Annotated in this window: 18 protein-coding genes; 14 read left to right on the top strand and 4 right to left on the bottom strand. The window is 37.4% G+C overall.

Features of this window, described 5'->3' with window-relative positions; all coding sequences use genetic code 11:
* The first annotated feature begins 269 nt into the window (after window positions 1–269).
* Window positions 270–1,562 carry a phosphopyruvate hydratase gene (eno, locus tag V6R96_RS00800; RefSeq protein WP_111957115.1) on the top strand — a complete coding sequence of 431 codons (1,293 nt, stop codon included), beginning with the start codon at window positions 270–272 and terminating at the stop codon, window positions 1,560–1,562.
* A gap of 82 nt (window positions 1,563–1,644) precedes the next feature.
* Entirely contained in the window at window positions 1,645–2,931 is a 1,287-nt protein-coding gene (locus V6R96_RS00795; RefSeq protein ID WP_111957117.1) for a citrate synthase, read from the top strand.
* Window positions 2,932–3,002: 71 nt separating this feature from the next.
* On the opposite strand, the gene V6R96_RS00790 is transcribed toward V6R96_RS00795, so the two are convergent.
* Complete coding sequence (locus tag V6R96_RS00790) at window positions 3,003–3,440, bottom strand: hypothetical protein (protein ID WP_336377718.1); 438 nt, start codon at window positions 3,438–3,440, stop codon at window positions 3,003–3,005.
* Between the two features lie 168 nt (window positions 3,441–3,608).
* Here V6R96_RS00790 and V6R96_RS00785 point away from each other — a divergent pair, with 168 nt between their 5' ends.
* Both V6R96_RS00785 and V6R96_RS00780 read left to right on the top strand, forming a co-directional pair.
* Window positions 3,609–4,667, top strand: a complete 1,059-nt coding sequence (locus V6R96_RS00785) for a helix-turn-helix transcriptional regulator (protein WP_336377717.1) — start codon at window positions 3,609–3,611, stop codon at window positions 4,665–4,667.
* Window positions 4,668–4,746: 79 nt separating this feature from the next.
* The gene (locus V6R96_RS00780; protein ID WP_336377716.1) at window positions 4,747–7,110 is read left to right on the top strand and encodes a TonB-dependent receptor domain-containing protein; all 2,364 of its coding nucleotides are present in this window, start codon (window positions 4,747–4,749) and stop codon (window positions 7,108–7,110) included.
* A gap of 43 nt (window positions 7,111–7,153) precedes the next feature.
* Here V6R96_RS00780 and V6R96_RS00775 read toward each other — a convergent pair whose 3' ends face one another.
* Window positions 7,154–7,315 carry a hypothetical protein gene (locus V6R96_RS00775; RefSeq protein WP_157963380.1) on the bottom strand — a complete coding sequence of 54 codons (162 nt, stop codon included), beginning with the start codon at window positions 7,313–7,315 and terminating at the stop codon, window positions 7,154–7,156.
* Between the two features lie 312 nt (window positions 7,316–7,627).
* Here V6R96_RS00775 and V6R96_RS00770 point away from each other — a divergent pair, with 312 nt between their 5' ends.
* The 10 genes from V6R96_RS00770 (at window position 7,628) to V6R96_RS00725 (ending at window position 17,688) form a co-directional block, all read left to right on the top strand.
* Window positions 7,628–8,542: a dimethylarginine dimethylaminohydrolase family protein gene (locus tag V6R96_RS00770; RefSeq protein ID WP_223558243.1), complete on the top strand. Its 915-nt coding sequence runs from the start codon at window positions 7,628–7,630 to the stop codon at window positions 8,540–8,542.
* Between the two features lie 72 nt (window positions 8,543–8,614).
* Complete coding sequence (gene ctlX / locus V6R96_RS00765; RefSeq protein WP_336377715.1) at window positions 8,615–9,538, top strand: citrulline utilization hydrolase CtlX; 924 nt, start codon at window positions 8,615–8,617, stop codon at window positions 9,536–9,538.
* Between the two features lie 20 nt (window positions 9,539–9,558).
* Window positions 9,559–9,918, top strand: coding sequence for an S-adenosylmethionine decarboxylase family protein (locus V6R96_RS00760; protein WP_111957127.1), 360 nt, complete (start codon window positions 9,559–9,561; stop codon window positions 9,916–9,918).
* 3 nt (window positions 9,919–9,921) lie between these two features.
* Window positions 9,922–11,385 (top strand): DUF4178 domain-containing protein, encoded by a 1,464-nt coding sequence (locus V6R96_RS00755; protein ID WP_336377714.1) that lies wholly within the window; start codon window positions 9,922–9,924, stop codon window positions 11,383–11,385.
* Between the two features lie 3 nt (window positions 11,386–11,388).
* Complete coding sequence (locus tag V6R96_RS00750) at window positions 11,389–11,583, top strand: hypothetical protein (RefSeq protein ID WP_223558244.1); 195 nt, start codon at window positions 11,389–11,391, stop codon at window positions 11,581–11,583.
* A gap of 12 nt (window positions 11,584–11,595) precedes the next feature.
* A complete protein-coding gene (locus V6R96_RS00745) occupies window positions 11,596–11,811 on the top strand; it encodes a DUF350 domain-containing protein (protein WP_111957131.1) in 216 nt (71 codons plus the stop codon).
* Window positions 11,804–13,318 carry a polyamine aminopropyltransferase gene (locus V6R96_RS00740; protein ID WP_336377713.1) on the top strand — a complete coding sequence of 505 codons (1,515 nt, stop codon included), beginning with the start codon at window positions 11,804–11,806 and terminating at the stop codon, window positions 13,316–13,318. Before V6R96_RS00745 ends, V6R96_RS00740 begins: the two co-directional genes overlap by 8 nt.
* On the top strand, window positions 13,293–14,882 hold the full coding sequence (locus V6R96_RS00735) for an NAD(P)-binding protein (protein WP_336377712.1): 1,590 nt from the start codon (window positions 13,293–13,295) through the stop codon (window positions 14,880–14,882). The genes V6R96_RS00740 and V6R96_RS00735 overlap by 26 nt, the downstream gene beginning before the upstream one ends.
* On the top strand, window positions 14,879–15,904 hold the full coding sequence (locus V6R96_RS00730) for a hypothetical protein (protein ID WP_336377711.1): 1,026 nt from the start codon (window positions 14,879–14,881) through the stop codon (window positions 15,902–15,904). Before V6R96_RS00735 ends, V6R96_RS00730 begins: the two co-directional genes overlap by 4 nt.
* Window positions 15,905–15,927: 23 nt before the next feature.
* On the top strand, window positions 15,928–17,688 hold the full coding sequence (locus V6R96_RS00725) for a discoidin domain-containing protein (RefSeq protein ID WP_336377710.1): 1,761 nt from the start codon (window positions 15,928–15,930) through the stop codon (window positions 17,686–17,688).
* Between the two features lie 31 nt (window positions 17,689–17,719).
* Here V6R96_RS00725 and V6R96_RS00720 read toward each other — a convergent pair whose 3' ends face one another.
* Both V6R96_RS00720 and V6R96_RS00715 read right to left on the bottom strand, forming a co-directional pair.
* A complete protein-coding gene (locus V6R96_RS00720; protein WP_336389741.1) occupies window positions 17,720–18,601 on the bottom strand; it encodes an alpha/beta hydrolase in 882 nt (293 codons plus the stop codon).
* Window positions 18,602–18,679: 78 nt separating this feature from the next.
* On the bottom strand, window positions 18,680–20,980 hold the full coding sequence (locus tag V6R96_RS00715; RefSeq protein ID WP_336377709.1) for an outer membrane beta-barrel family protein: 2,301 nt from the start codon (window positions 20,978–20,980) through the stop codon (window positions 18,680–18,682).
* Window positions 20,981–21,016 lie beyond the last annotated feature (36 nt).

Genomic DNA, 21,016 nt, shown 5'->3' with positions numbered 1-21,016 from the left:
ACCTTTGTCTTCAAGAAGGCAAAAAACAATAAAAAAAATATTGCAGAACAAAGAAAACATGCTGTTTCTGACAGGTAAAATCTCATTTAAATGGAAAATTAAACTATAATCTCTCAATGTCATAAAAAACGTTGATAAATTTGGATGTATTACCAAATATTAAAGCCTACTTTTTTCATCAGGTTAGTTTTTTCATTAAATTTGTAATAAGTATAATTTTTAATAATAAACAACTTGAAGCTTTTGCGGATGGTTCAAAACTAAACAATATGAGTGCAATTTCTTTCATAGAAGCGAGACAAATTTTGGATTCCAGAGGTAATCCTACCATTGAAGTAGATGTATTTACAGAAAGCGGGGCCATGGGACGTGCTGCCGTACCTTCCGGAGCATCTACAGGTGAACATGAGGCAGTGGAATTACGTGACGGTGGTTCAGATTATATGGGTAAAGGAGTCCTGAAAGCTGTTGAAAATGTAAAAGAAGTAATTGCAGAAAACTTAATCGGACAGCCGGTTTTTGAGCAGAACTTTATTGATCAGATCATGATTGATCTTGACGGAACAGCCAACAAAGGAAACCTTGGGGCCAATGCAATTTTAGGAGTTTCTTTGGCTGTAGCTAAAGCTGCTGCTGCTGAACTAAGAATACCGTTATACAAATATGTAGGAGGAGTTAATGCCAATACACTTCCTGTTCCAATGATGAATGTCATCAACGGAGGATCTCACTCCGATGCTCCTATCGCGTTCCAGGAATTCATGGTAATGCCGGTAAAAGCAGAATCTTTCTCTGATGCATTGAGAAAAGGAACTGAAATTTTCCACAACCTGAAATCTATTCTTCATTCAAGAGGTCTTTCTACAGCAGTAGGGGACGAAGGAGGTTTCGCACCTACTTTCAAAGGAACTGAAGATGCTTTGGATACATTGCTTCAGGCTATTGAAAAAGCAGGCTATAAGCCAGGTGACGATATCATGTTGGCGCTTGACTGTGCCGCTTCAGAATTTTACAAAGACGGAATTTACGACTACAGAAAATTCCAGACCCCGGATGCCGCTCAGTTCTCCAGCAGCGAGCAGGTTTCTTACCTTGCTGAATTAGCAGCTAAATATCCTATCATCTCCATCGAAGACGGAATGCAGGAAAACGACTGGGAAGGATGGAAAATGCTTACTGATAAAATCGGAGACAGAGTACAGCTTGTGGGTGATGATTTATTCGTAACCAATGTAGAAAGATTGTCAAGAGGAGTAAAAGAAGGTATTGCCAACTCAATCCTTGTAAAAGTAAACCAGATTGGTTCTCTTTCCGAAACAATGGATGCTGTACAAATGGCTCAGAATAACAAATTTACTTCAGTAATGTCTCACAGATCAGGAGAAACCGAAGATTCCACAATTGCTGATTTGGCAGTAGCTATGAATTGCGGACAGATCAAAACCGGATCTGCTTCAAGATCAGACAGAATGGCGAAGTATAACCAGCTTTTAAGAATTGAGGAAGCATTGGGTGATACGGCTTTTTTCCCAGGTTTAGATGCATTTAAAATTAAAAGATAATTGAATTTATAAATAACGGCAAGCGATAATTTTTGTTTGCCGTATTTTGTAATAAGTAGTATATTTAAAAAAAAATAAATAAATGTCAGACAACAAAGTAATATTGAATTATGACGGTAATTCATATGAATATCCAATTGTGGATAGTACTATCGGAGACAGAGGAATTGATATTTCAAAATTAAGAGACCAGACAGGTTTAATCACTCTGGATTTAGGGTACAAAAATACCGGAGCTACTATTAGCGACATCACTTACTTAGACGGAGATAAAGGAGAATTATTCTACAGAGGTTATCCAATCGAGCAGATTGCTGAGAAATCTAACTTTTCAGAGGTAATGTACCTTTTATTACATGGTGAATTACCTACTCAGGACCAATTTGTTTCCTTCAACAATAATATTAAAAAATATAACTTTATAGCAGATGAAATGAAAAAGATCATTGATGTTTTTCCTCGTTCTGCTCATCCTATGGGAGTTTTGTCTTCTTTAACTTCCGCTTTAACAGCTTTTAACCCTAAAGCCGTTAACGTAAACTCTAAAGAAGAAATGGACCACGCGGCAGAATTGATGATTGCTAAATTCTCTCACCTTTGCGCATGGACCTACAGAAAAACTCAGGGGCTTCCGCTTAACCACGGAGACAACAGCCTGAACTATGTAGAAAACTTCTACAAAATGGCATTCAGATTACCTAACGAGGAATTTGAAGTAAATCCAGTTATTGTAGACGCTCTTGATAAATTATTAATCCTTCATGCTGACCACGAACAAAACTGTTCTACTTCTACAGTAAGAATGGTAGGATCTGCTCATACAGGTCTTTTTGCTTCTATTTCTGCCGGTGTTTCTGCACTTTGGGGACCTCTTCACGGAGGTGCTAACCAGGCTGTTATCGAAATGCTTGAGTTGATCGACAAAGATGGAGGAGATGTTAATAAATGGGTAGCGAAAGCAAAAGATAAAAACGACAGCTTCCGTCTAATGGGCTTCGGACACAGAGTGTATAAAAACTTTGATCCAAGAGCGAAGATCATTAAAAAAGCTGCTGACGATATCCTTAATGCATTAGGTATCCAGGATAAAGCTCTTGACATTGCAATGCAGTTAGAAAAAGTAGCGCTTGAAGATGAGTACTTCGTAGAAAGAAAACTATATCCAAACGTAGACTTCTATTCAGGTATTATCTACAGAGCACTGGGAATTCCTACAGAAATGTTCACCGTAATGTTTGCTTTGGGAAGACTTCCGGGATGGATTTCTCAGTGGAAAGAAATGAGACTGAAAGGAGATCCTATCGGAAGACCAAGACAGGTTTACCAGGGTGCTCAAAAAAGAGATTATATCGATATTACAAACAGATAACCCCTGTTTTTATCATAAACAAAATCCCAAAGCTTGCTTTGGGATTTTTTATTTTAATCGCTGATTTGCTGTTAAGGTTCCTTAGTAATATCTATTAAAGTATTTATGCCATAAATCATAATCATGGATGCTTTGTCTGTTTCTATAAAATAGGGTAATCTTTCGCCTGTCACTAGTTCCACTTCACCTAAAGCATATTGATCAGTTTTGCTTTTGAATTCTCCATACCATTTGTTTTTAGCGTTTATCAGGTTTCCGAATTCTATATTTCCTTTATTGTTTGTTACTAGTTTTCGTGTTGTTAAAATACTGTAGTTGTCAGAATCAATAATAACAGAACAAATGATTAGTTCTTCTTTCTCAAAATCAATTGGAAAATTTTGAAATAATAATTTTGGATTGGAATCTGAATCATAAAACTGAGCCCATTTGAAATCGTAAGGTTTTATTGTCTTTCTTTTTATTGAAGCAATACATATATTGTAAAGAGATTGATCAGGTTTTTTCATTAATTTAAGAAGAGTTTAAAAATACAAAATTTAAAGTGAATCTTTTGTTATATATATCAATTTGAAGACAATAATTTTATTAAATTTACCTTCATAAAGTGATCACTTTCAATTAGTTTTGGTTTAAGCCGGAATGATAGGAATTTATCAAGAAAATAAATCAATATAATGACTTTCGGACAGCAGATGTTATTTTTCTTCAGTGCGGTAGGAGCCTTTAATGGGTTGCTGCTCGGGGTCTATCTTCTGTTTGTCAAAAAACTTAAAAACATTCCGGATTTCTTTTTAGGCTTAATTTTATTGACTTTAAGCATCAGAGTGGGGATTTCCGTTTGTATCTATTTCTATCCGGACTGGCCGCGAATCATTCCGCACCTTGGGATGTCTGCGCTATTTTTCACAGGGCCGGCTTTATATTATTACATCAGATCATCATTCCAGAAAGAAGAATTTGATTTAAAGGAATGCAGAGCGTTTTTCGGAGTATTGACATTGGTTCTTGGAGGTGTAGGATTGCTGTATTTGTTTTTTCCGGTTAGTTGGGATAAATATTTCGGAACCTTTATTTATACAGTTTGGTCAGTGTTTGTCTTGCTTGCTGTATATCAGTATTATATTTCTTCAAAACAGACAGCGAGAAATCCCAATAAATTTATCCTTCCGGTACTTATCAGCAATGTGATCATTTTCCTGGCGTATCAGTTAATTTCTACAGGCTGGGTACAGGTGTATTGTGCAGGCGGAAGTCTTGTATTCTCATTTGTGCTGTATGCGAATTTTTTAATTCTTTTCAGTAAAAAGAATGAGGATTCTGTAAAAGAGATTCCTAAATATACCAATAAAAAGATTTCAGAAGAACTTGCAGACAGTTTTGTTTCAAAACTTGAACGGCTGATGAATTCCGAAGAATTATATAAAAATCCAAACCTGAAATTAAGCGATCTGGCAGTTAAAATGAATATGTCTGCCCATCAGCTTTCCCAATTGCTGAATGATAATCTCGGTAAAAGCTTTTCAACTTACATCAATGAATACAGGATCAACGAAGCCTGTCAAAAAATAGAAATCGGCTCCTTCCTCAAGATCGAAGAGATCGGTTATGAAGTTGGGTTTAATTCTAAGTCTACTTTCTTTTCCACATTCAAAAAAATTAAAAATACCACACCGCTTTTATACAAGCAGTCACAAACCCCTTCTGAATCTAGGTTTCAAAGTTCAGAATTATAATTTCGTACTGCGGAATTTAAACTTCAAAACCTTATTTTTTCAATAGCCTGCTACTTTTGGTTTCATAAAATTAAAATTTATGAATATCAGATTATGGTTTTTTCTGTTGCTATTATTCCTTTCCTTCTTTGGAAAAGCTCAGGAAACAATACAGGGGAAAATTTTGGATTCAGAGACCAAGACAGCTGTTTCTCAGGCTGAAGTTTCTATGTTAAATAAATCAGACCGGAGCATCATTCAAAAAGTTCAGACGGATTCCTTAGGTTTTTTCCGGCTTGATAATGTAGCTCTTGATGCTTACTTTGTGGTCCGGAAAAATGAATATGAAACGGAAGAATTTAATACTGTAGAAGATATTTCTTTGATTGAATTGAAACCTGTTTCTGAAAATATTTCTGAAGTAGTGATCCGTTCAACGGCCAGAAGTATCAGGCTCAATGACGGAAATGTCGTAATGAGTGTTTCCGGAAATAAAGATTTCAAGACCTCTGCGAACCTTCTTGAGGTTTTAAGAAAAACACCGGGCGTTTCCATAGATCAGGAAGGCGGTATTTTTATTGGCGGAAGAATTACTCCTGCCATATTTATTGACGGGAAGCCAGTCACCATGAGCAGCCAGGAACTTCAGGCCTATCTTCGTTCATTACCGCCGGAAATGGTAGAATCTGTTGAAGTGAATGCCAACCCTTCTTCCAAATTTGATGCAGAGTTTAAAGGAATTATCGATATCAGACTAAAAAGAAACGGAAACCTTGGCTGGAAAGGACATTACAGTGGAAATACCTATGTCAATAAGTTCAGCTACAGAGAAAACTCTTTAAACCTTTCTTATAATACAGAAAAGACAGCATACAGCTTGCAGGCCAGTTACAATAATGGTATTTCTACCTATCGCTATAATGCACTACAGAAGCTTGCCAATACCAATGTCATGCAAACCAATACGTATCAGGAAGATGAAGGAAAGGTAAATGGCATTCAGACCGGAGCAGATTTCAGGATCAATGATAAGAATAGATTAGGCATAAGTTTAAGAGGGAATTTCAGAACCAGTGACCGGGTCCGTTCAGGTTCACTATACACTACCAATAAAGAAGGTTCACAGCTGATCTTTAACACCGAAAGTGAAAACCCTACAAATTATTCCCAGGAAAATTATGGGGTAACTGCAGATTATTCATTTCAAAATAAAGGTTTTAAACTGAATTTTTTAGGTAATTATCTTTCCGTCAGAAATAAGCAGAAGGACGATTTTATCAATAAAGATAAACCAACCTCTCAACTTTTATCCTACTGGAAATCTGACCTGCTTAATAAAATTGATATCCAGACCGCACAAATCGACATTTCCCAAAAGATAGGAAATGCTGACCTCGAAGCCGGAATGAAATACAGCCATTCCAATACCTATAATAATATCCGCTACGATACGCTGTCTGTTGATGACCGTTTTATCTTTGATCCGGAGCGTAGCAATATGTTTTCTTACAAAGAGCAAATATGGGCCGGTTATGTTTCATACAGACAGAAATTTGGAAAGCTTCAGGTGAATGCAGGACTAAGGTTTGAAAATACCGAGAGTATTTCGGATGCTGTTACCAAAGATTCTGTGGTGTCAAGAAATTATCTCGAATGGCTGCCGTCTTTTAGTACAACCTATACATTCAATAAATCTAATGAACTGTCACTTTCGTACAGCAGAAAAATAACACGACCTGTGTTTTCCCAGCTCAATCCGTTCCGGGTTTATTTCAGCCCGCTGAATTATTGGATCGGGAATCCTTATCTGCAGCCTTCTTTCACCAGCCAGATCAAACTTACGTACCGCTATAAGAATTGGGTGACCAGTTTTACAGCAGGAAAAGAAAAAGATGTGATGACCCGGTATCCGCTTTACAATCCCAAAACCAATGTCCTGGAATATCTTGGAACCAATCTTCCTTACCGCAAATTTGCTTCTATAGAAACCAGTTTTCCTGTGAAACTGACAAACTGGTGGAATATCACCAGCCAGCTTGCGGGATACTATAACGATGAGTTCAGACCGTATCTGGGTGAGGTGTTTGCTTTAAAAGTGTATAATTATGAAATACGGATAAATCAGGTTTTCTCATTGCCAAAAGGTTATACCGTTAATCTATTTGCAAATTATGAATCCAAAACCGGAAACAGCCTATACATTATCAAACCAAGGTATACAGTAGATCTGTCTGTGCAGAAGTCATGGTTTAACAACACATTGAATACAAAAATAAGCTATAACAATATTTTTGATTCTTATGATCAGCGTTTGGAATTCAGGCATAAGCAAATTATGGACAACCGTCTTACTCATTGGTGGGACAGCAGCCGTCTGATTTTTTCGGTAGGATACAGCTTTGGAAGTTCGAAATACCAAGCCAAGGAACTTCTGAAAACAGAAGAAGAAAATAGGGCGCGATAAAAAGAAACCCTGCTTATCAAAAGCAGGGTTGTTATTTCTTTAATTATGGACAAACACAGTTACCACACGTCCAAATGGTACAGTTTCCGTTGTCATCCCACTCGCAGCAGTATCTGGGTCTGGTTATCCCTCCTCCTGTGATTAATTTCTGCTCGTTTCTTCCTAATTTTTGTGCATTTTTAAGCACCGGGCTTTTCTTGTTCATGATTTTGATTTTTGATGTTAATAGTTAAATTTTAATTTTTATAATTCCATTGAAATTATATCACTAAGATATGAATTTATTTTATAAAATATATTATTTTTTGTTTCTTATGTAGATGAAAAATAGTCAGTTGTAGATGAATTATGTTGGAAATATAAAGGGACTATTGGGTTGTATTTACAATTTAATACAGGAATATAAGGCATAAGGCCGAATATAAGCAGCATTAAAATCAAATTTGATGCATAAAACAAATCAAAAGTTTTCCAGATAGAGACCTTTACTTATATTTGTAGTATTGCATAAATCTTTATGAAACTAAACATTAAAAACGAAACGGGCAGGCTGAAATCAGTTGTTCTAGGACAGCCTAATTCAATGGGAGCCGTTCCCACACTGGAGGAGAGCTATGACGCCAAGTCATATTACTCCATCGAACACAATATGTATCCTAAAGAAGAGGATATTATCAACGAAATGAATGCTTTTGAAGCTGTATTGAAGAAATATGATGTAGAAGTCCTTCGTCCAAGCATTATCAAAGATTATAACCAAGTTTTCGCAAGAGATGTGGCTTTTGTGATTGACGATAAAATGATCATCTCAAATGTGATCGCTGACAGAGCTGATGAGCAGGATGCTTACAAGAAAGTTTTTGAAAAAGTAGCGTGGAGAAAAATTATCAATCTTCCGGAAACTGCACACATTGAAGGCGGTGACGTTATTGTATGGGACGATTTTCTTTTTATAGGAACATGTTTCAGCGAAGATTACAGAAACTATAAAACAGCGAGAACCAATGAATATGCTATTGAAATTCTGAAAGAATATTTTCCGAAGAAAAGAATCATCGATCTGGAATTAAAGAAAAATGATAAAATTCCGTTTGAAGGGATCCTACATTTGGACTGCACATTCAATCCGGTGGGAAAAGATAAATGCCTGATCTATAAAAACGGATTCGTGGACGAAAGCGATTACCGCCTGATCATTGATATCTTCGGAGAAGAGAACTGTTTCCACCTTAATGATGAAGAAATGTTTGAAATGTTCCCGAATATCTTTTCTATTTCTCCCGAAGTTGTTGTCTCAGACAAAACATTTACAAGAATGAACAATCACCTGAGAAACGAATGGGGAATGACCGTAGAAGAAATTCCTTACAGAGAGATTTCTAAAATGGGTGGCCTCTTGAGGTGCTCCACAATGCCACTGGTAAGGGAGTAGATTGATGTGAAGATTAGAATGGTTTCTGAATCTTTTAATCTTTTCAATGTTTTAATTTTTAAATCAAAAACAATGCAAACAACAGATACAGTATTAATGATAGAGCCGATTGCGTTCGGCTATAATGCGGAAACGGCAGAAAATAATTACTTTCAGGTTGAACAGAAAGGGGCTGATATTCAGTCTAAAGCTTTGGCAGAATTCAACACTTTTGTTGGAACACTGAGAAACAAAGGGATAAATGTGATTACTATAAAAGATACCCTGGATCCTCATACTCCGGATTCTATTTTTCCGAATAACTGGGTAAGCTTTCATAAAGATGGCAAAGTTGTCCTATATCCGATGTTTGCTTCAAACAGAAGAGTAGAGAGAAGGGAGGATATTATTGAGAGTATCAAAAATCAAGGCTTTGAAGTTGCTGAAATTGACGACTGGTCATTGCCTGAAACTCAGGGTCACTTCCTGGAAGGGACAGGAAGTATGATCTTTGACCACGATAATAAAATCGCTTATGGTTCGGTTTCTCTAAGACTTGACGAAAATTTATTCAGAGAATTTTGTGAGAAATATGGATTTACCCCTATAGTTTTCCATTCTTATCAAACTGTAGGCACAGAGAGGCTTCCAATTTACCATACCAATGTTATGATGTGTGTGGCAGATAAATTTGTAGTCATATGCCTTGATTGTATCGATAATGAGCTGGAAAGAGAAAAGGTTATTGAAACCATCAAAAATTCCAGAAAAGAGATCATCGAAATTTCAGAAGAGCAGATGCAGCAGTTTGCAGGAAATATGCTTCAGGTTCAGAATAAAGACGGCCAGAAGTTTTTGGTGATGAGCCAGACGGCCTATCAGTCCTTAACACCTGAACAGGTTGCTGCCATAGAAAAATACTGTGAGATCATTTACTCAGATCTGAATACCATCGAAGTGAATGGAGGAGGAAGCGCCAGATGTATGCTTGCTGAGGTTTTCCTTCCGAAAAAATAATATATTTACGAAAAAAATAATTGAAACCATTATCAAGCAAAGGTCTGCATATTCTTCTGACTTTGGAAACACAGTCAGAAGATTTGTTATTAGACTGCAGTCGCTTTTTGAAATATACAGAATCCATTTTAGAAACTAAAGAAGTGGAAATTGTTGGAATTACAGATCATGTCTTTGACAACCAGAGCTTCACTGCTGCCGTGTGTCTTAAGGAATCCCATCTCTGTATACATACCTGGCCAGAGTTTAAACAGCTTACATTTGATGTTTTTCTGTGCAACTATACCCAGGATAATACCCAGAAAGTAGAGCAGATCGCAGATGAAATTGTTCAGTATTTCAATGCTGATGTCATTCAAAAACACAAAATTCACCGTTAAAAAATGTATTACGTTTGTCCCGTCTGTGAAAAAAATAATGAACTGGCAATAGATTTTTCTGTTGAAGAATACATATGCCGTTCATGTGCTTCCCTTATCGGAATAGAAAAAAATGCTTCTCGGAAAATCATTAAAAAGCCTGTAGAAAATGTAGTCCTGGAAGTCGGACAGAAAGGAACGATCTATGGGACAGAATACTATGTGATTAATATTGTTGTTAAAAAATATGGAGAAAATATTTTCTGGCGGGAATATGCACTGAAAGGTCCATCCGGAAATAATGTATACTTAAGCGAAAGTGATGGACATTGGGTACTTCTCCACTTGCTGGATTCAGCATTTAAAGACTTTAAGCATTATGCAGAAACTGCTGATGGGCGGAAGTATAGATGGTATGAAACCACACCCTGCAGTATTCATTCCGCAGCTGGTTTTTTTGAAGATAAAATAGATTTTAAACTTGCCAAATATAAAGAATACGTAAACGGCACCGAGATGATCTCACGGGAAGAATGTGGAAATTCAGTACAGTTCTTTAAGGGAAATCATATCTCAAAATACACCATCAAAAAAGCTTTCGGCTTAAAAGAACTCCCCGATTATTCAGGGATAGGAATTGTAGAGCCTTTTTTCTTTGATGTAAGGCAAGTGATCAACATTATCGGAGTTTCAGCTTTACTAATCTGTCTGATCCAGCTGTATGTGGTAATATCAAGAACTAATAAGACCCTTTTTGAACAGGAAATCAAATTTGCTGATTTAAATGAAAAAGAGCTGGTAAGCAAAAGTTTCAACCTTTCAGGAGCTTCCGCTCCGTTAGAAGTGAATGCCTACTCTGAAGTAGACAACTCCTGGGCAAATGTAGGCGTAAGCCTTGTTAATGAAAAGACTAATGAAATAGCTTATACCTCTAAAGATATAGAAAGATATTCCGGCTATGAAGACGGAGAAAGCTGGAGCGAAGGAAGCCAGAGTGAAGAATTTAATTTTTGTGGTGTAGCGCCCGGAAACTACCATTTCCTGATTTCTGCAGAAAAAGAAGGAGGAGCGGCAGATCCTTTCAAATCAGGCTATCAGCTACAGAATGGAGATTTTTCAGTGATTAAAAATGACCTGGGAAATTTCTATATGCGGAACAATAAAGACAAAAGCATCAGCATCTATACCGAAAAAGAAATACTGAAAAACGAAATTAGCGGAATAAATAAGCTGACAGAAAAGCCGTTGGAAATTAAAAAATTGGACTCTGTCCTTACCAATATGAGCCTGGAAACCGGCTACCCGGAAAAATATGAAAGAAACAGCTCTGTAAAAATCAAGGCCGCATGGCAACCGGTATCATTTTGGAATTTCGCTATTGTAATCATTTTGTCACTAACCTTCATAGCGGTCAGCTTTGTGGGAAGACGCATTTTTGAACTCAATAAATGGAAAAACAGTTCCAATTCACCTTATCCTACCCATTAAGATATGGACAAAATAACCCACTACATCAGGACCAATTGGATACTGTTACTTATCGGAGGCTTTTTTCTGAGCTGGTTTGTTTATCTTACTTTTACAGGAAATAAGTTCTGCGACTGTGCCAAAACAGAAACCTACCGGGACGGAACCACCAGAAATCACTCCACAGGAAGAGGATTTTACAGATACTACCACAAATAAAAAATATAAACTATGGATAACATTAATCTACTGCCGATATTCAACTCTGTGTTATACTCAATTTTAGGAATAGCCATTCTTTTGGTTTGCTATTTCATTATCGAAAAACTGACCCCGGAAAAAACATGGCATGAGATCTCACAAAATAAAAATATAGCGTTAGCGATTGTTTTCGGAGCATTTATCATAGGAATTTCAATGATCATAAGTGCTGCGATTCATGGATAAGAAGAGGATTCCTCTTGAGCTGCTTTTAATGTTCTCGGTTTTTGTCATTGCAACGTGCGGGCTCATCTATGAACTGGTGGCCGGTGCATTGGCAAGTTATCTTTTGGGAGATTCTGTCAAACAGTTTTCTTTCATCATTGGCGTTTATCTCTTTTCAATGGGGGTAGGGTCATATTTTGCCAAATTTATCAAAGGAAATCTCATCGATAAATTTGTAGAGATCGAAATCCTTGTGGGAATTGTCGGTGGGGTAAGTTCAGTTGTTTTATTTATCCTGTTTAATACCCTGGCCCATTTTGAGGCAGTGCTTTACCTTTTTGTTTTCTTTACCGGATGTCTGGTCGGGGTGGAAATTCCACTCTTGATGAATATCCTAAAAGACAGAATAGGGTTTAAAGACTTAGTATCAAACGTTTTTGCCTTTGATTATATTGGAGCATTACTGGCCTCAATACTGTTTCCTCTCGTGCTTATTCCGAACCTGGGAATTGTAAAAACACCTTTGTTTTTTGGATTGATTAATGTTTCTATCGCCATATTCTTATGTTTTTATATTAAAAAAGAACTTTCGAAACCACTTTCTTTAAAGATAAAATCCATTGGGGCTTTTACATTTCTTCTTGCCCTTTTTATCTTTTCAGATAAGATTTTGTCGTATTCAGAAGAAAAACTCTACGGTGAAAATGTGGTCTATACCAAAAGCTCGCCCTACCAGAGAATTGTTCTCACGAGAAATAACCATGAATTTCGGCTGTACCTGAATAATAACCTTCAGTTTTCCTCCACAGATGAATACCGTTATCATGAAGCGTTGGTGCACCCAGCGATGTCTATGGCAAAAAATATTGAGAATATCCTGATCTTGGGTGGTGGGGATGGGTTTGCTGCACGTGAAGTCCTGAAATATAGAGAAGTAAAAAATATTACCCTTGTTGACCTTGACGGAGAAATGACCGATTTCTTCAAAACCAATGAAACCATGCGTACCTTAAACCATAGTTCTTTATCTGATCCGAAAATCAAAATCATCAACAAAGATGCGTACGTTTGGGTCAAAGAGAACAGACAGAAGTTCAATGTAATCATTATTGATTTTCCTGATCCTTCCAATTACAGTTTAGGAAAACTCTATTCATTGCAGTTTTACAAAGAACTGGAAAGACTGGCTGGTTCCGATACGAAAATTGTTGTCCAGACCACATCTCCATATTTTGCTCCGAAATCTTTCTGGTGTATAGAAAAAACGATCAATCAGATATTTCCATTTACTTCAGCATACCATACCTATGTGCCGTCATTTGGAGAATGGGGGTTTTCAATGGCTTCATTTGAACCTGTAAATAATAGGATCTATAGAAAGATTCCCAATTTAAAATATTACGATTATAATTTTTCCCAGCTTTCTTATTTCAGCAAAGACATGAAAGTGAATGATGTAGAAGTTAACCGTCTGGATAACCAGATATTAGTCCGTTATTTCGATGAAGAGTGGAGGAAAGTACAGTAGGAAAGATTTTCTTACAACAGTTTTTCTAGGCAGCCTTATGCTTCCTTTTCTGCAGTACTGCAGAAAGAAAGGAAGATCTCTGATGCTTAAAATTACCGGAACCAATCATGTTCTCGGACACAAGCTGTGGGCCAAAGATTTTCCAAAATTTTCAGAAGAAATCTACACGAAATATCTCATCGTCGGAGGCGGAATCTCCGGGCTTTCTGCATGCCGGTTTTTAAGCCAGAACAATCAAAATGATTATCTTCTGCTTGAAATGGAGAACAGGTTGGGCGGAAATTCTTCAAACGGACAGAATCAATTTTCAAAATTTCCTTTGGGTTCACATTATCTGCCCCTTCCCAATAAAGAAAATACTGAACTCATTGATTTTTTAAAGGACTGTGGAATCTACCAGGGAGATGACGAAAACGGAGACCCTGTTCTGGATGAATATCAGATGACTTTTCCACAGCAGGAAAGACTGTTTTACAAAAATGTATGGCAGAATGATATTGTTCCGCAGAAAGGAACTGATGCAGAAGTACAGAAAGAATTTGACCGTTTCTTTAAAACAATAGATGATTTCCGCCAGAAAAAAGATGCACATGGAAAATACTGGTTTGCTATTCCCGTCCACGACTCAAGCATAGAAAATGATGCTGGAAAACTAGAAAAGATCATTTTTAAAGACTGGCTGAAAGAGCATCATTATACATCGGAAGAATTGCTTTGGCTATTGGATTATTCCTGCAGAGACGATTATGGATTAGGAATTGATTTTGTTTCTGCCTGGGCAGGAATCCATTATTTTGCGGGAAGAAAAAATAACTGGAGTCGAAAATATAAAGATCAGGTCTTTACATGGCCGGAGGGAAATGCAAGACTAGCCAAACATCTCTCAAAATTTACGGACGGGAAACATAAGTCCGGTCATTTGGTTTTTGAAGTCAATATAAATGATAAAGTTGAGGTTTTAAGCTTTGATAACCTTAAAAAAAAGACAGTGAAAATCACTGCTGAAAAAGTACTGTTTACAGGTCCTCAGTTTGTTGCCGAGAGAATTTTTAGCAGAAAAAAGGCAACATCATTCAATTATGTTCCCTGGCTTTTGACGACTATTACGTTAAAGAATGAGTTTGGAGGTGATGAAGAACTGGCGTGGGATAATGTCATCTATGGTTCTGCGGGACTGGGCTATATTTTTGACCAGCATCAGAACGTTGAGCAGATCATAGGAGAGAAAGTGATCACCTATTACAGGAGTTTTTCCAGCAGCGACTGTAGAAAAGCAAGACGTAAGCTGTATTCCATGAAAGAAAGTGAGCTTAAAACTTTAGTTTTAGATGATTTAAAGAAAGCCCATCCGCTGATTGAAGATTTTATTTTAGAGATGGATTTTCACAAAATAGGACATGCTATGATAGCTCCGGTACCCGACCAGATTTTTGGCGAAGAAACCCAAAAGGCAAAAGAACCCATTGATGGGAAAATTTTCTTTGCCCATACAGATCTTTCAGGGATTTCTATTTTTGAAGAAGCTTTTTATCAGGGACTAAGAACAGCACAACAGATGATATGAAACAGCCTTGGATACATAATGCAAAAACAGACTGGTGGTTCATTTTATCTCCGCCTTTCCTGATCCTGGTCGTTATTTTTCTCTTTCAGAAACAGATTCAGGGGCTTGAAAACAATCATTCCTTTTACACATGGCTTTTTCTTATTGTTTTTGTAGATGTAGCGCATGTTTATTCCACTTTGTTCAAAACCTATTTTGTAAAGGGAGAAGTGCAGAAGAGGAAACTTCTGTATTGGGGAATTCCTGTCCTGAGCTGGCTTTTTGGGGTGGCCCTGTTCCAGTTCGGCAGCCTGGTGTTCTGGTCTGGCCTTGCGTTGGCAGCTGTTTTTCATTTTATCCGTCAACAGTACGGCTTTATGAGGATTTACGCCCGTTTTGAACTTAATAACTGGAGCAAAAGGATAGATGAGGTCGCTGTTTATTCTGCTACAGTTTATCCTATGCTGTATTGGTTTAAGACTCCACGTGCTTTTACATGGTTTGTAGAAAATGAATTTGACTGGCTTAAAAATCTGCCGGATTATACCGAACCCATTACTATAATTTACGTTGTCATATTGATGGTTTGGATTTTAAAAACGGTTTTTGAAGTCTTTAAAACTGGAAATTTCAATATTCCTAAAATAGCTCTGATAGCGGGAACCTATCTTTCATGGTACTTTGGAATCGTCTATTTCAACAATGATTTGGTCTTTACTTTTCTGAACGTCATTTCGCATGGGATTCCATACATTGCACTGGTCTACATCCGGGAAATCCGGCAGAAAGAAAACCATCAGCTGGACAAGCTTTCTATTTTTAAATCGGTCCTCGGAATATTTCTATTTATTGGAGTAATCCTGGGATTTGCATTCTTCGAAGAATTTTTGTGGGAAGTGCTGGTCTGGAATGAACATTTTTCACTGGATTTCCGGGTTTCGGAAAATTTCCTTCAGTTTTTGGTTCCTATTCTGGTTGTTCCTCAGCTGTCTCATTATCTCCTTGACGGTTTTATTTGGAGGAAACCAAAAAAAGTTACCTAAATTTGTCGCTTAAGCAAAAAGCTATGAAGATACAGCAGTACTTTTTATCATTCACTGTTCTGTTGGGAATATTCGTTGGTGCCCAGCAGAAAACATTCTGTAACCCAATTAACATTGATTATGGTTATACGCCATTTGAAGCTTTCTCAAAACAGGGAAAACACCGTGCTACCGCCGATCCGGTGATCGTTAATTTTAAAAATAAGTTATTTCTTTTTTCTACCAACCAGGAAGGATACTGGTACAGCGATGATATGCTGGACTGGAAGTTTGTGAAGAGGAAATTCCTGAGAGACAATAAATATATTCATGACCTGAATGCTCCGGCTGTTTGGGCAATGAAAGACACTCTTTACGTTTACGGATCTACCTGGGAACAGGATTTCCCGATCTGGAAAAGTACCAATCCTACCAAAGACGACTGGAAAATTGCTGTAGATACTTTGAAAGTAGGCGCTTGGGATCCTACATTCCATTATGATGAGGACAAAAATAAGCTGTATCTCTACTGGGGATCCAGCAACGAGTGGCCGCTTCTGGGGACTGAAGTGAAGGTTAAAAACCTGCAGTCAGAAGGCTTTGTAAAACCTATTATAAAACTGAAGCCTGAAGATCACGGTTGGGAAAGGTTCGGGGAATATAATGACAATGTTTTCCTGCAGCCATTTGTAGAAGGAGCATGGATGACTAAACACAACGGAAAATATTATATGCAGTATGGAGCTCCGGCTACCGAATTCAGCGGATATTCCGATGGCGTTTATGTCAGCAAAAATCCTCTGGAAGGCTTTGAGTACCAGCAGCACAATCCGTTTTCCTATAAACCCGGAGGTTTTGCAAGAGGAGCAGGACACGGAGCCACTTTTGAGGACAACTACAAAAATTGGTGGCATGTGTCAACCATCTTTATTTCCACTAAAAATAATTTTGAAAGACGCCTAGGAATCTGGCCGGCAGGATTTGACAAAGATGATGTAATGTACACGAATACCGCTTACGGAGATTACCCAACCTATCTTCCGCAGTATGCGCAGGGTAAAGATTTCTCAAAGGGCCTTTTCGCAGGCTGGATGCTGCTGAATTATAATAAGCCAGTTCAGGTTTCATCTACTTTAGGCGGTTATCAGCCGAATCTAGCGGTAGATGAAGATATCAAGACCTATTGGAGTGCAAAAACAGGAAACTCCGGAGAGTGGTTTCAGACAGATCTTGGCGAGGTGTCAACGATCAATGCGATCCAGATCAATTACGCAGATCAGGATGTTGAATTTTTAGGGAAAACATTGGGCAAAATGCATCAATATAAAATCTATGGCTCGAATGATGGAAAGAAGTGGAATGTTGTTGTAGATAAAAGTAAAAATACCAAGGATGTTCCCCACGATTATGTGGAGCTTGAAAAACCAGTTAAGACAAGGTTCCTTAAAATGGAAAACCTGAAAATGCCTACCGGAAAATTTGCATTAAGTGGTTTCAGAGTATTTGGAAAAGGAGCAGGTGAAAGACCAAAGAAAGTAGAAGGATTTGTTCCTTTAAGAGCTGATCCTAAAAAATACGGTGAAAGAAGAAGTATCTGGATGAAATGGCAGCAGAATCAGGATGCAGACGGATATGTGATCTATTGGGGAAAATCTCCGGATAAATTGTATGGAAGCATTATGGTTTATGGAAAGAATGAATATTTCTTCACCGGAGCCGACCGGACCGATTCATATTATTTTCAGATCGAAGCTTTCAATTCGAATGGAGTTTCGGAAAGAACAGAAATTGTAAAGTCTGAGTAGAAAAATAAACGCTTTGAAATTCTCAAAGCGTTTATTTTTTATCAGTTTGTTTAAGAAAAGCGGCAATTTTATTAATCAAGAACTCATCATTCGGAGCCTTGTCCCAGTCCAGATGACCGCCATTGAATTCATAAGTTTCATGTCTTACTTTATTCTGAATCAAAGCAGAATCTAATTTTCTCTCTTGAGATATAGGAATGACCTGATCCCTGTTTCCATAATAAGAAATGGTAGGTGGAGAGGTTTCATTAATCCAGAAAATAGGATTCGGAATATCTTGATGGGTAATATCTGTTGGAGTTGGCTTTGAGGAATCTATCATATGTTTTTCGACAAAAGAATAGTCAAAATATTTCCTGAAATCTGCACTATTTAAATCTGCAGGTCCTACAATATTGACAATTGTCTTCACTTTTTTTCTATGTTTATGGTCGAAAATCCTATTATAACCGTATAACATTGATAAATGGGCACCTGCGCTGTTTCCAAGCAAAATAAATTCAGGCGTAAACTTCATTTCCACAGATTTTTTAACTAATAAATCTAAGGCATTATCAATGTCTTTTGTTTGATTAGGAAGGATAAAGGAATGATTGTCTGCCAATCTGTAATTCATATTGGCAAAGGCATAATCAGGAAATTTTTTCATCATAGAAAGGGTAAAGAAAGTAAGCTGGGATTTATCTCCGCCTCGCCAGCCTCCACCATGAATGATGACAAAGATCCCCTTTATTGAGCCTCTATTTTTAGGAGTATAAAGATCCAGCTTCTGTTCAGGATCATTTCCGTACCGGATATTTTCTTCTTTTTCAAAACTGATATCTTTAGCCAAAGTCACTGTTTTTTCTTTGCAGCCGGTCCAAAGAAGGGATATCGAAAAAAAATACAGAATAATCACAAAACTTTTATCCATAATCATAAAGATAGAAAAACCCGCCGGAAATTCCGACGGATCTTACCACAAAATAATTGATATGAAGAAATGATAGTTCTATCTTGTTCTGCTTTTAATGGCGTCAGAAGCTCCTTCGATGTCTCTTACCTTTTTCACTTTCTGGTTTCCGAAATTGTAGGTAATGCTTAACGTCATGCCTCTGTTGTATCGGTTCTGGTGGATATAGTTGTAGTTTCCGTTGTCCTGGTAATCTTCAATTTCAATGATATTTGTATTTAAGACATCATTTACATTCAGGGCAAATGTCCAGTCGTTCCAGATTTTTTTAAGACTCAAATCCAGGCTCATAAGATTTCGCAATACTCCAAGCTCGATCTGCTGCTTATCTACAAAGAAGTAATTAACTCCGGCAAACCATGTTTTCTTTTTATCCAGACGAATCGTGTTGTTGGTTTGAATAACAATGCTCGTTGATTTTCTTTTGTTTTCATAAGTTGGGAAAACATCTCCCGAAGTAGGATCTATACTTAAACTTCCGTTGTTGATATTATGCTGTACGCCAATATTAAAGTTAGTTGTCCAGTATTGTTTGAAAAGGGATTTTTGTATTCCCACCATTGCAGACATCTCCTGCTTATCTCCAAAATTGGTACGGATGTACCTCAATTGGGTGTAAGGATCCATAATTGGCTGTCCATTTGGGCCAGGGACAGGATTTCCCTGTGCGTCAATTCTCGGTTTCAGAATGTCTCTCTGCAGCGGAACCTGTGTAATTACGTCTTTAAAGTAGGAATGATTTAAAATCAGGAAATATGAATTTTTATACATATACGTAAGTTCCTGGTTGTAAGTGGAAGACGCTTTTACAAAAGGATTGTTCTGTGTATAATTATCCTCAGTCAAAATATTCCTTACCGGGTTTATTTCCCAGAAGCTCGGTCTTCTCATTCTGCTTGAAAATGCATATGAAATATTGTTTTTATCATTGATGGCATAATTCAGGCTCAGATAAGGTAAAAGATTGTTGTAGTTTCTCTCAATTCTTTTCAGATCGGCAGTAGGAGCGTTATCAGAAGTTCCTAAACTGTGTGTGATTTCATATCTGGTTCCTACTTTTCCCGAAAACTTATCAGAGAACTTTTTTTCAAGTGTTAAATAAACACCGTAAATACTTTCATCATAGATAAAATGATTCGGTTCCGGTTTTTGTTTTATCAGTTGACCCTTTTTATCGAATTCGTAGGTGTAATTTTTAGTATCGTTGTCTGTTTTGGTTTTGTTATAATTACCTCCCACGGATACAGTGAAATCATTCTTGAACTTTTGAATATAATCGGCCATTCCCGAAAAGTTATTAATAATCTGAGGCAGATCCTGGATCACCTGCTTGCCCGGCAAAGAATAATTTCCGGAAGCATCTGGAAGAAGAGTCCTGTTATCAGTATACTGGAATCTCTTATAATTCAGGTAGGCTGCATTAAGGTTTAACTTACTTCCCAAAGAATCTGTTTTAAGCTCATAGTTCAGATTTAATGAATTGTTATAAGAACGGGTATTCTCGTTATTTTTTGAATTGCTGTAATTAAAAATATAATCTTTGCTGTCTGCATCATAGGAACGAATGGTATTGTACAGATCTACAGTAGAATTATAGCTTCTGTTGGCCCAGGTATTCCATGTTAGTGCCAGATTGCTGTTTTCTGTAAGCTGATAATCAACGTTGAGGTAACCGCCTAAATTTTTATTCGGGTCATTGATGTCTCCTTTAGATTCGTTGGAAGAAAGGCTGTTTCCGTTTCTTAAAGTATAGGTCTGAGCCTCTATATTTTCACCGCCGTTAAGATTGGCGCTGATTCCCAGCTTATCCTTCCTGTAATTGATGGAAAAGGCTGCAGAGCTTGCATTGTATTTGTTTTGTGAATTGGCCATCCTCATATTTCCGCTCAAGCCGTCGCTCATTTTTTTCTTTAAAACGATATTGATGATCCCATCTGAAGATTCCACCTGAAACTCACTTCCGGGAACCGTAATCACTTCTATTTTCTGGATATTTTCTGCCGGCGTATTTTTCAGGAACTGAACCAGGGATTCAGAATCCATATTGGTTTTTCTTCCGTTGATATAGATCAGGGCATTGTTTTTTCCTGCAATCTTTAACGTCTTATCATCCGTTGAAGACAGAAGCGGAGTCTGCTTTAGCAGATCAAAAGTGGTGTTTCCTTTGGCAACCGGAGATGCTGCAACATCATATACAAAACGGTCACTCTGTTTCTTAAAAACCTGTTTTGTAAGTGTAATGCCTTCTATAGATTTCGTTTTTACCGTATCGGATTTCTTTTCCTGGGCAAAAACTACGCTTCCTGAGATAGCTGCTGCCAGTATAATGATCTTTTTCATGATTCTTCTATTTAAATACCGTTTTGAAACGGAGTG

Origin of the sequence: Chryseobacterium sp. CCNWLW53, assembly GCF_037083525.1 — a bacterium.
Taxonomy (GTDB): Bacteria; Bacteroidota; Bacteroidia; order Flavobacteriales; family Weeksellaceae; genus Chryseobacterium; species Chryseobacterium lathyri.
Note: the sequence above shows the minus strand (reverse complement) of the source record. Positions and strands in the feature narration are given on the sequence as shown.

Bases quoted from the DNA above. Each gene is read 5' to 3' on its own strand.
- V6R96_RS00715 (WP_336377709.1), bottom strand. From the start codon at position 20,980: ATGAAAAAGATCATTATACTGGCAGCAGCTATCTCAGGAAGCGTAGTT.
- V6R96_RS00740 (WP_336377713.1), top strand. From the start codon at position 11,804: ATGGATAAGAAGAGGATTCCTCTTGAGCTGCTTTTAATGTTCTCGGTT.
- V6R96_RS00795 (WP_111957117.1), top strand. From the start codon at position 1,645: ATGTCAGACAACAAAGTAATATTGAATTATGACGGTAATTCATATGAA.
- V6R96_RS00755 (WP_336377714.1), top strand. From the start codon at position 9,922: ATGTATTACGTTTGTCCCGTCTGTGAAAAAAATAATGAACTGGCAATA.
- V6R96_RS00780 (WP_336377716.1), top strand. From the start codon at position 4,747: ATGAATATCAGATTATGGTTTTTTCTGTTGCTATTATTCCTTTCCTTC.
- V6R96_RS00785 (WP_336377717.1), top strand. From the start codon at position 3,609: ATGACTTTCGGACAGCAGATGTTATTTTTCTTCAGTGCGGTAGGAGCC.
- V6R96_RS00730 (WP_336377711.1), top strand. From the start codon at position 14,879: ATGAAACAGCCTTGGATACATAATGCAAAAACAGACTGGTGGTTCATT.
- eno (WP_111957115.1), top strand. From the start codon at position 270: ATGAGTGCAATTTCTTTCATAGAAGCGAGACAAATTTTGGATTCCAGA.
- V6R96_RS00725 (WP_336377710.1), top strand. From the start codon at position 15,928: ATGAAGATACAGCAGTACTTTTTATCATTCACTGTTCTGTTGGGAATA.
- V6R96_RS00775 (WP_157963380.1), bottom strand. From the start codon at position 7,315: ATGAACAAGAAAAGCCCGGTGCTTAAAAATGCACAAAAATTAGGAAGA.
- ctlX (WP_336377715.1), top strand. From the start codon at position 8,615: ATGCAAACAACAGATACAGTATTAATGATAGAGCCGATTGCGTTCGGC.
- V6R96_RS00735 (WP_336377712.1), top strand. From the start codon at position 13,293: ATGAAGAGTGGAGGAAAGTACAGTAGGAAAGATTTTCTTACAACAGTT.
- V6R96_RS00790 (WP_336377718.1), bottom strand. From the start codon at position 3,440: ATGAAAAAACCTGATCAATCTCTTTACAATATATGTATTGCTTCAATA.
- V6R96_RS00770 (WP_223558243.1), top strand. From the start codon at position 7,628: ATGAAACTAAACATTAAAAACGAAACGGGCAGGCTGAAATCAGTTGTT.
- V6R96_RS00750 (WP_223558244.1), top strand. From the start codon at position 11,389: ATGGACAAAATAACCCACTACATCAGGACCAATTGGATACTGTTACTT.
- V6R96_RS00720 (WP_336389741.1), bottom strand. From the start codon at position 18,601: ATGGATAAAAGTTTTGTGATTATTCTGTATTTTTTTTCGATATCCCTT.
- V6R96_RS00745 (WP_111957131.1), top strand. From the start codon at position 11,596: ATGGATAACATTAATCTACTGCCGATATTCAACTCTGTGTTATACTCA.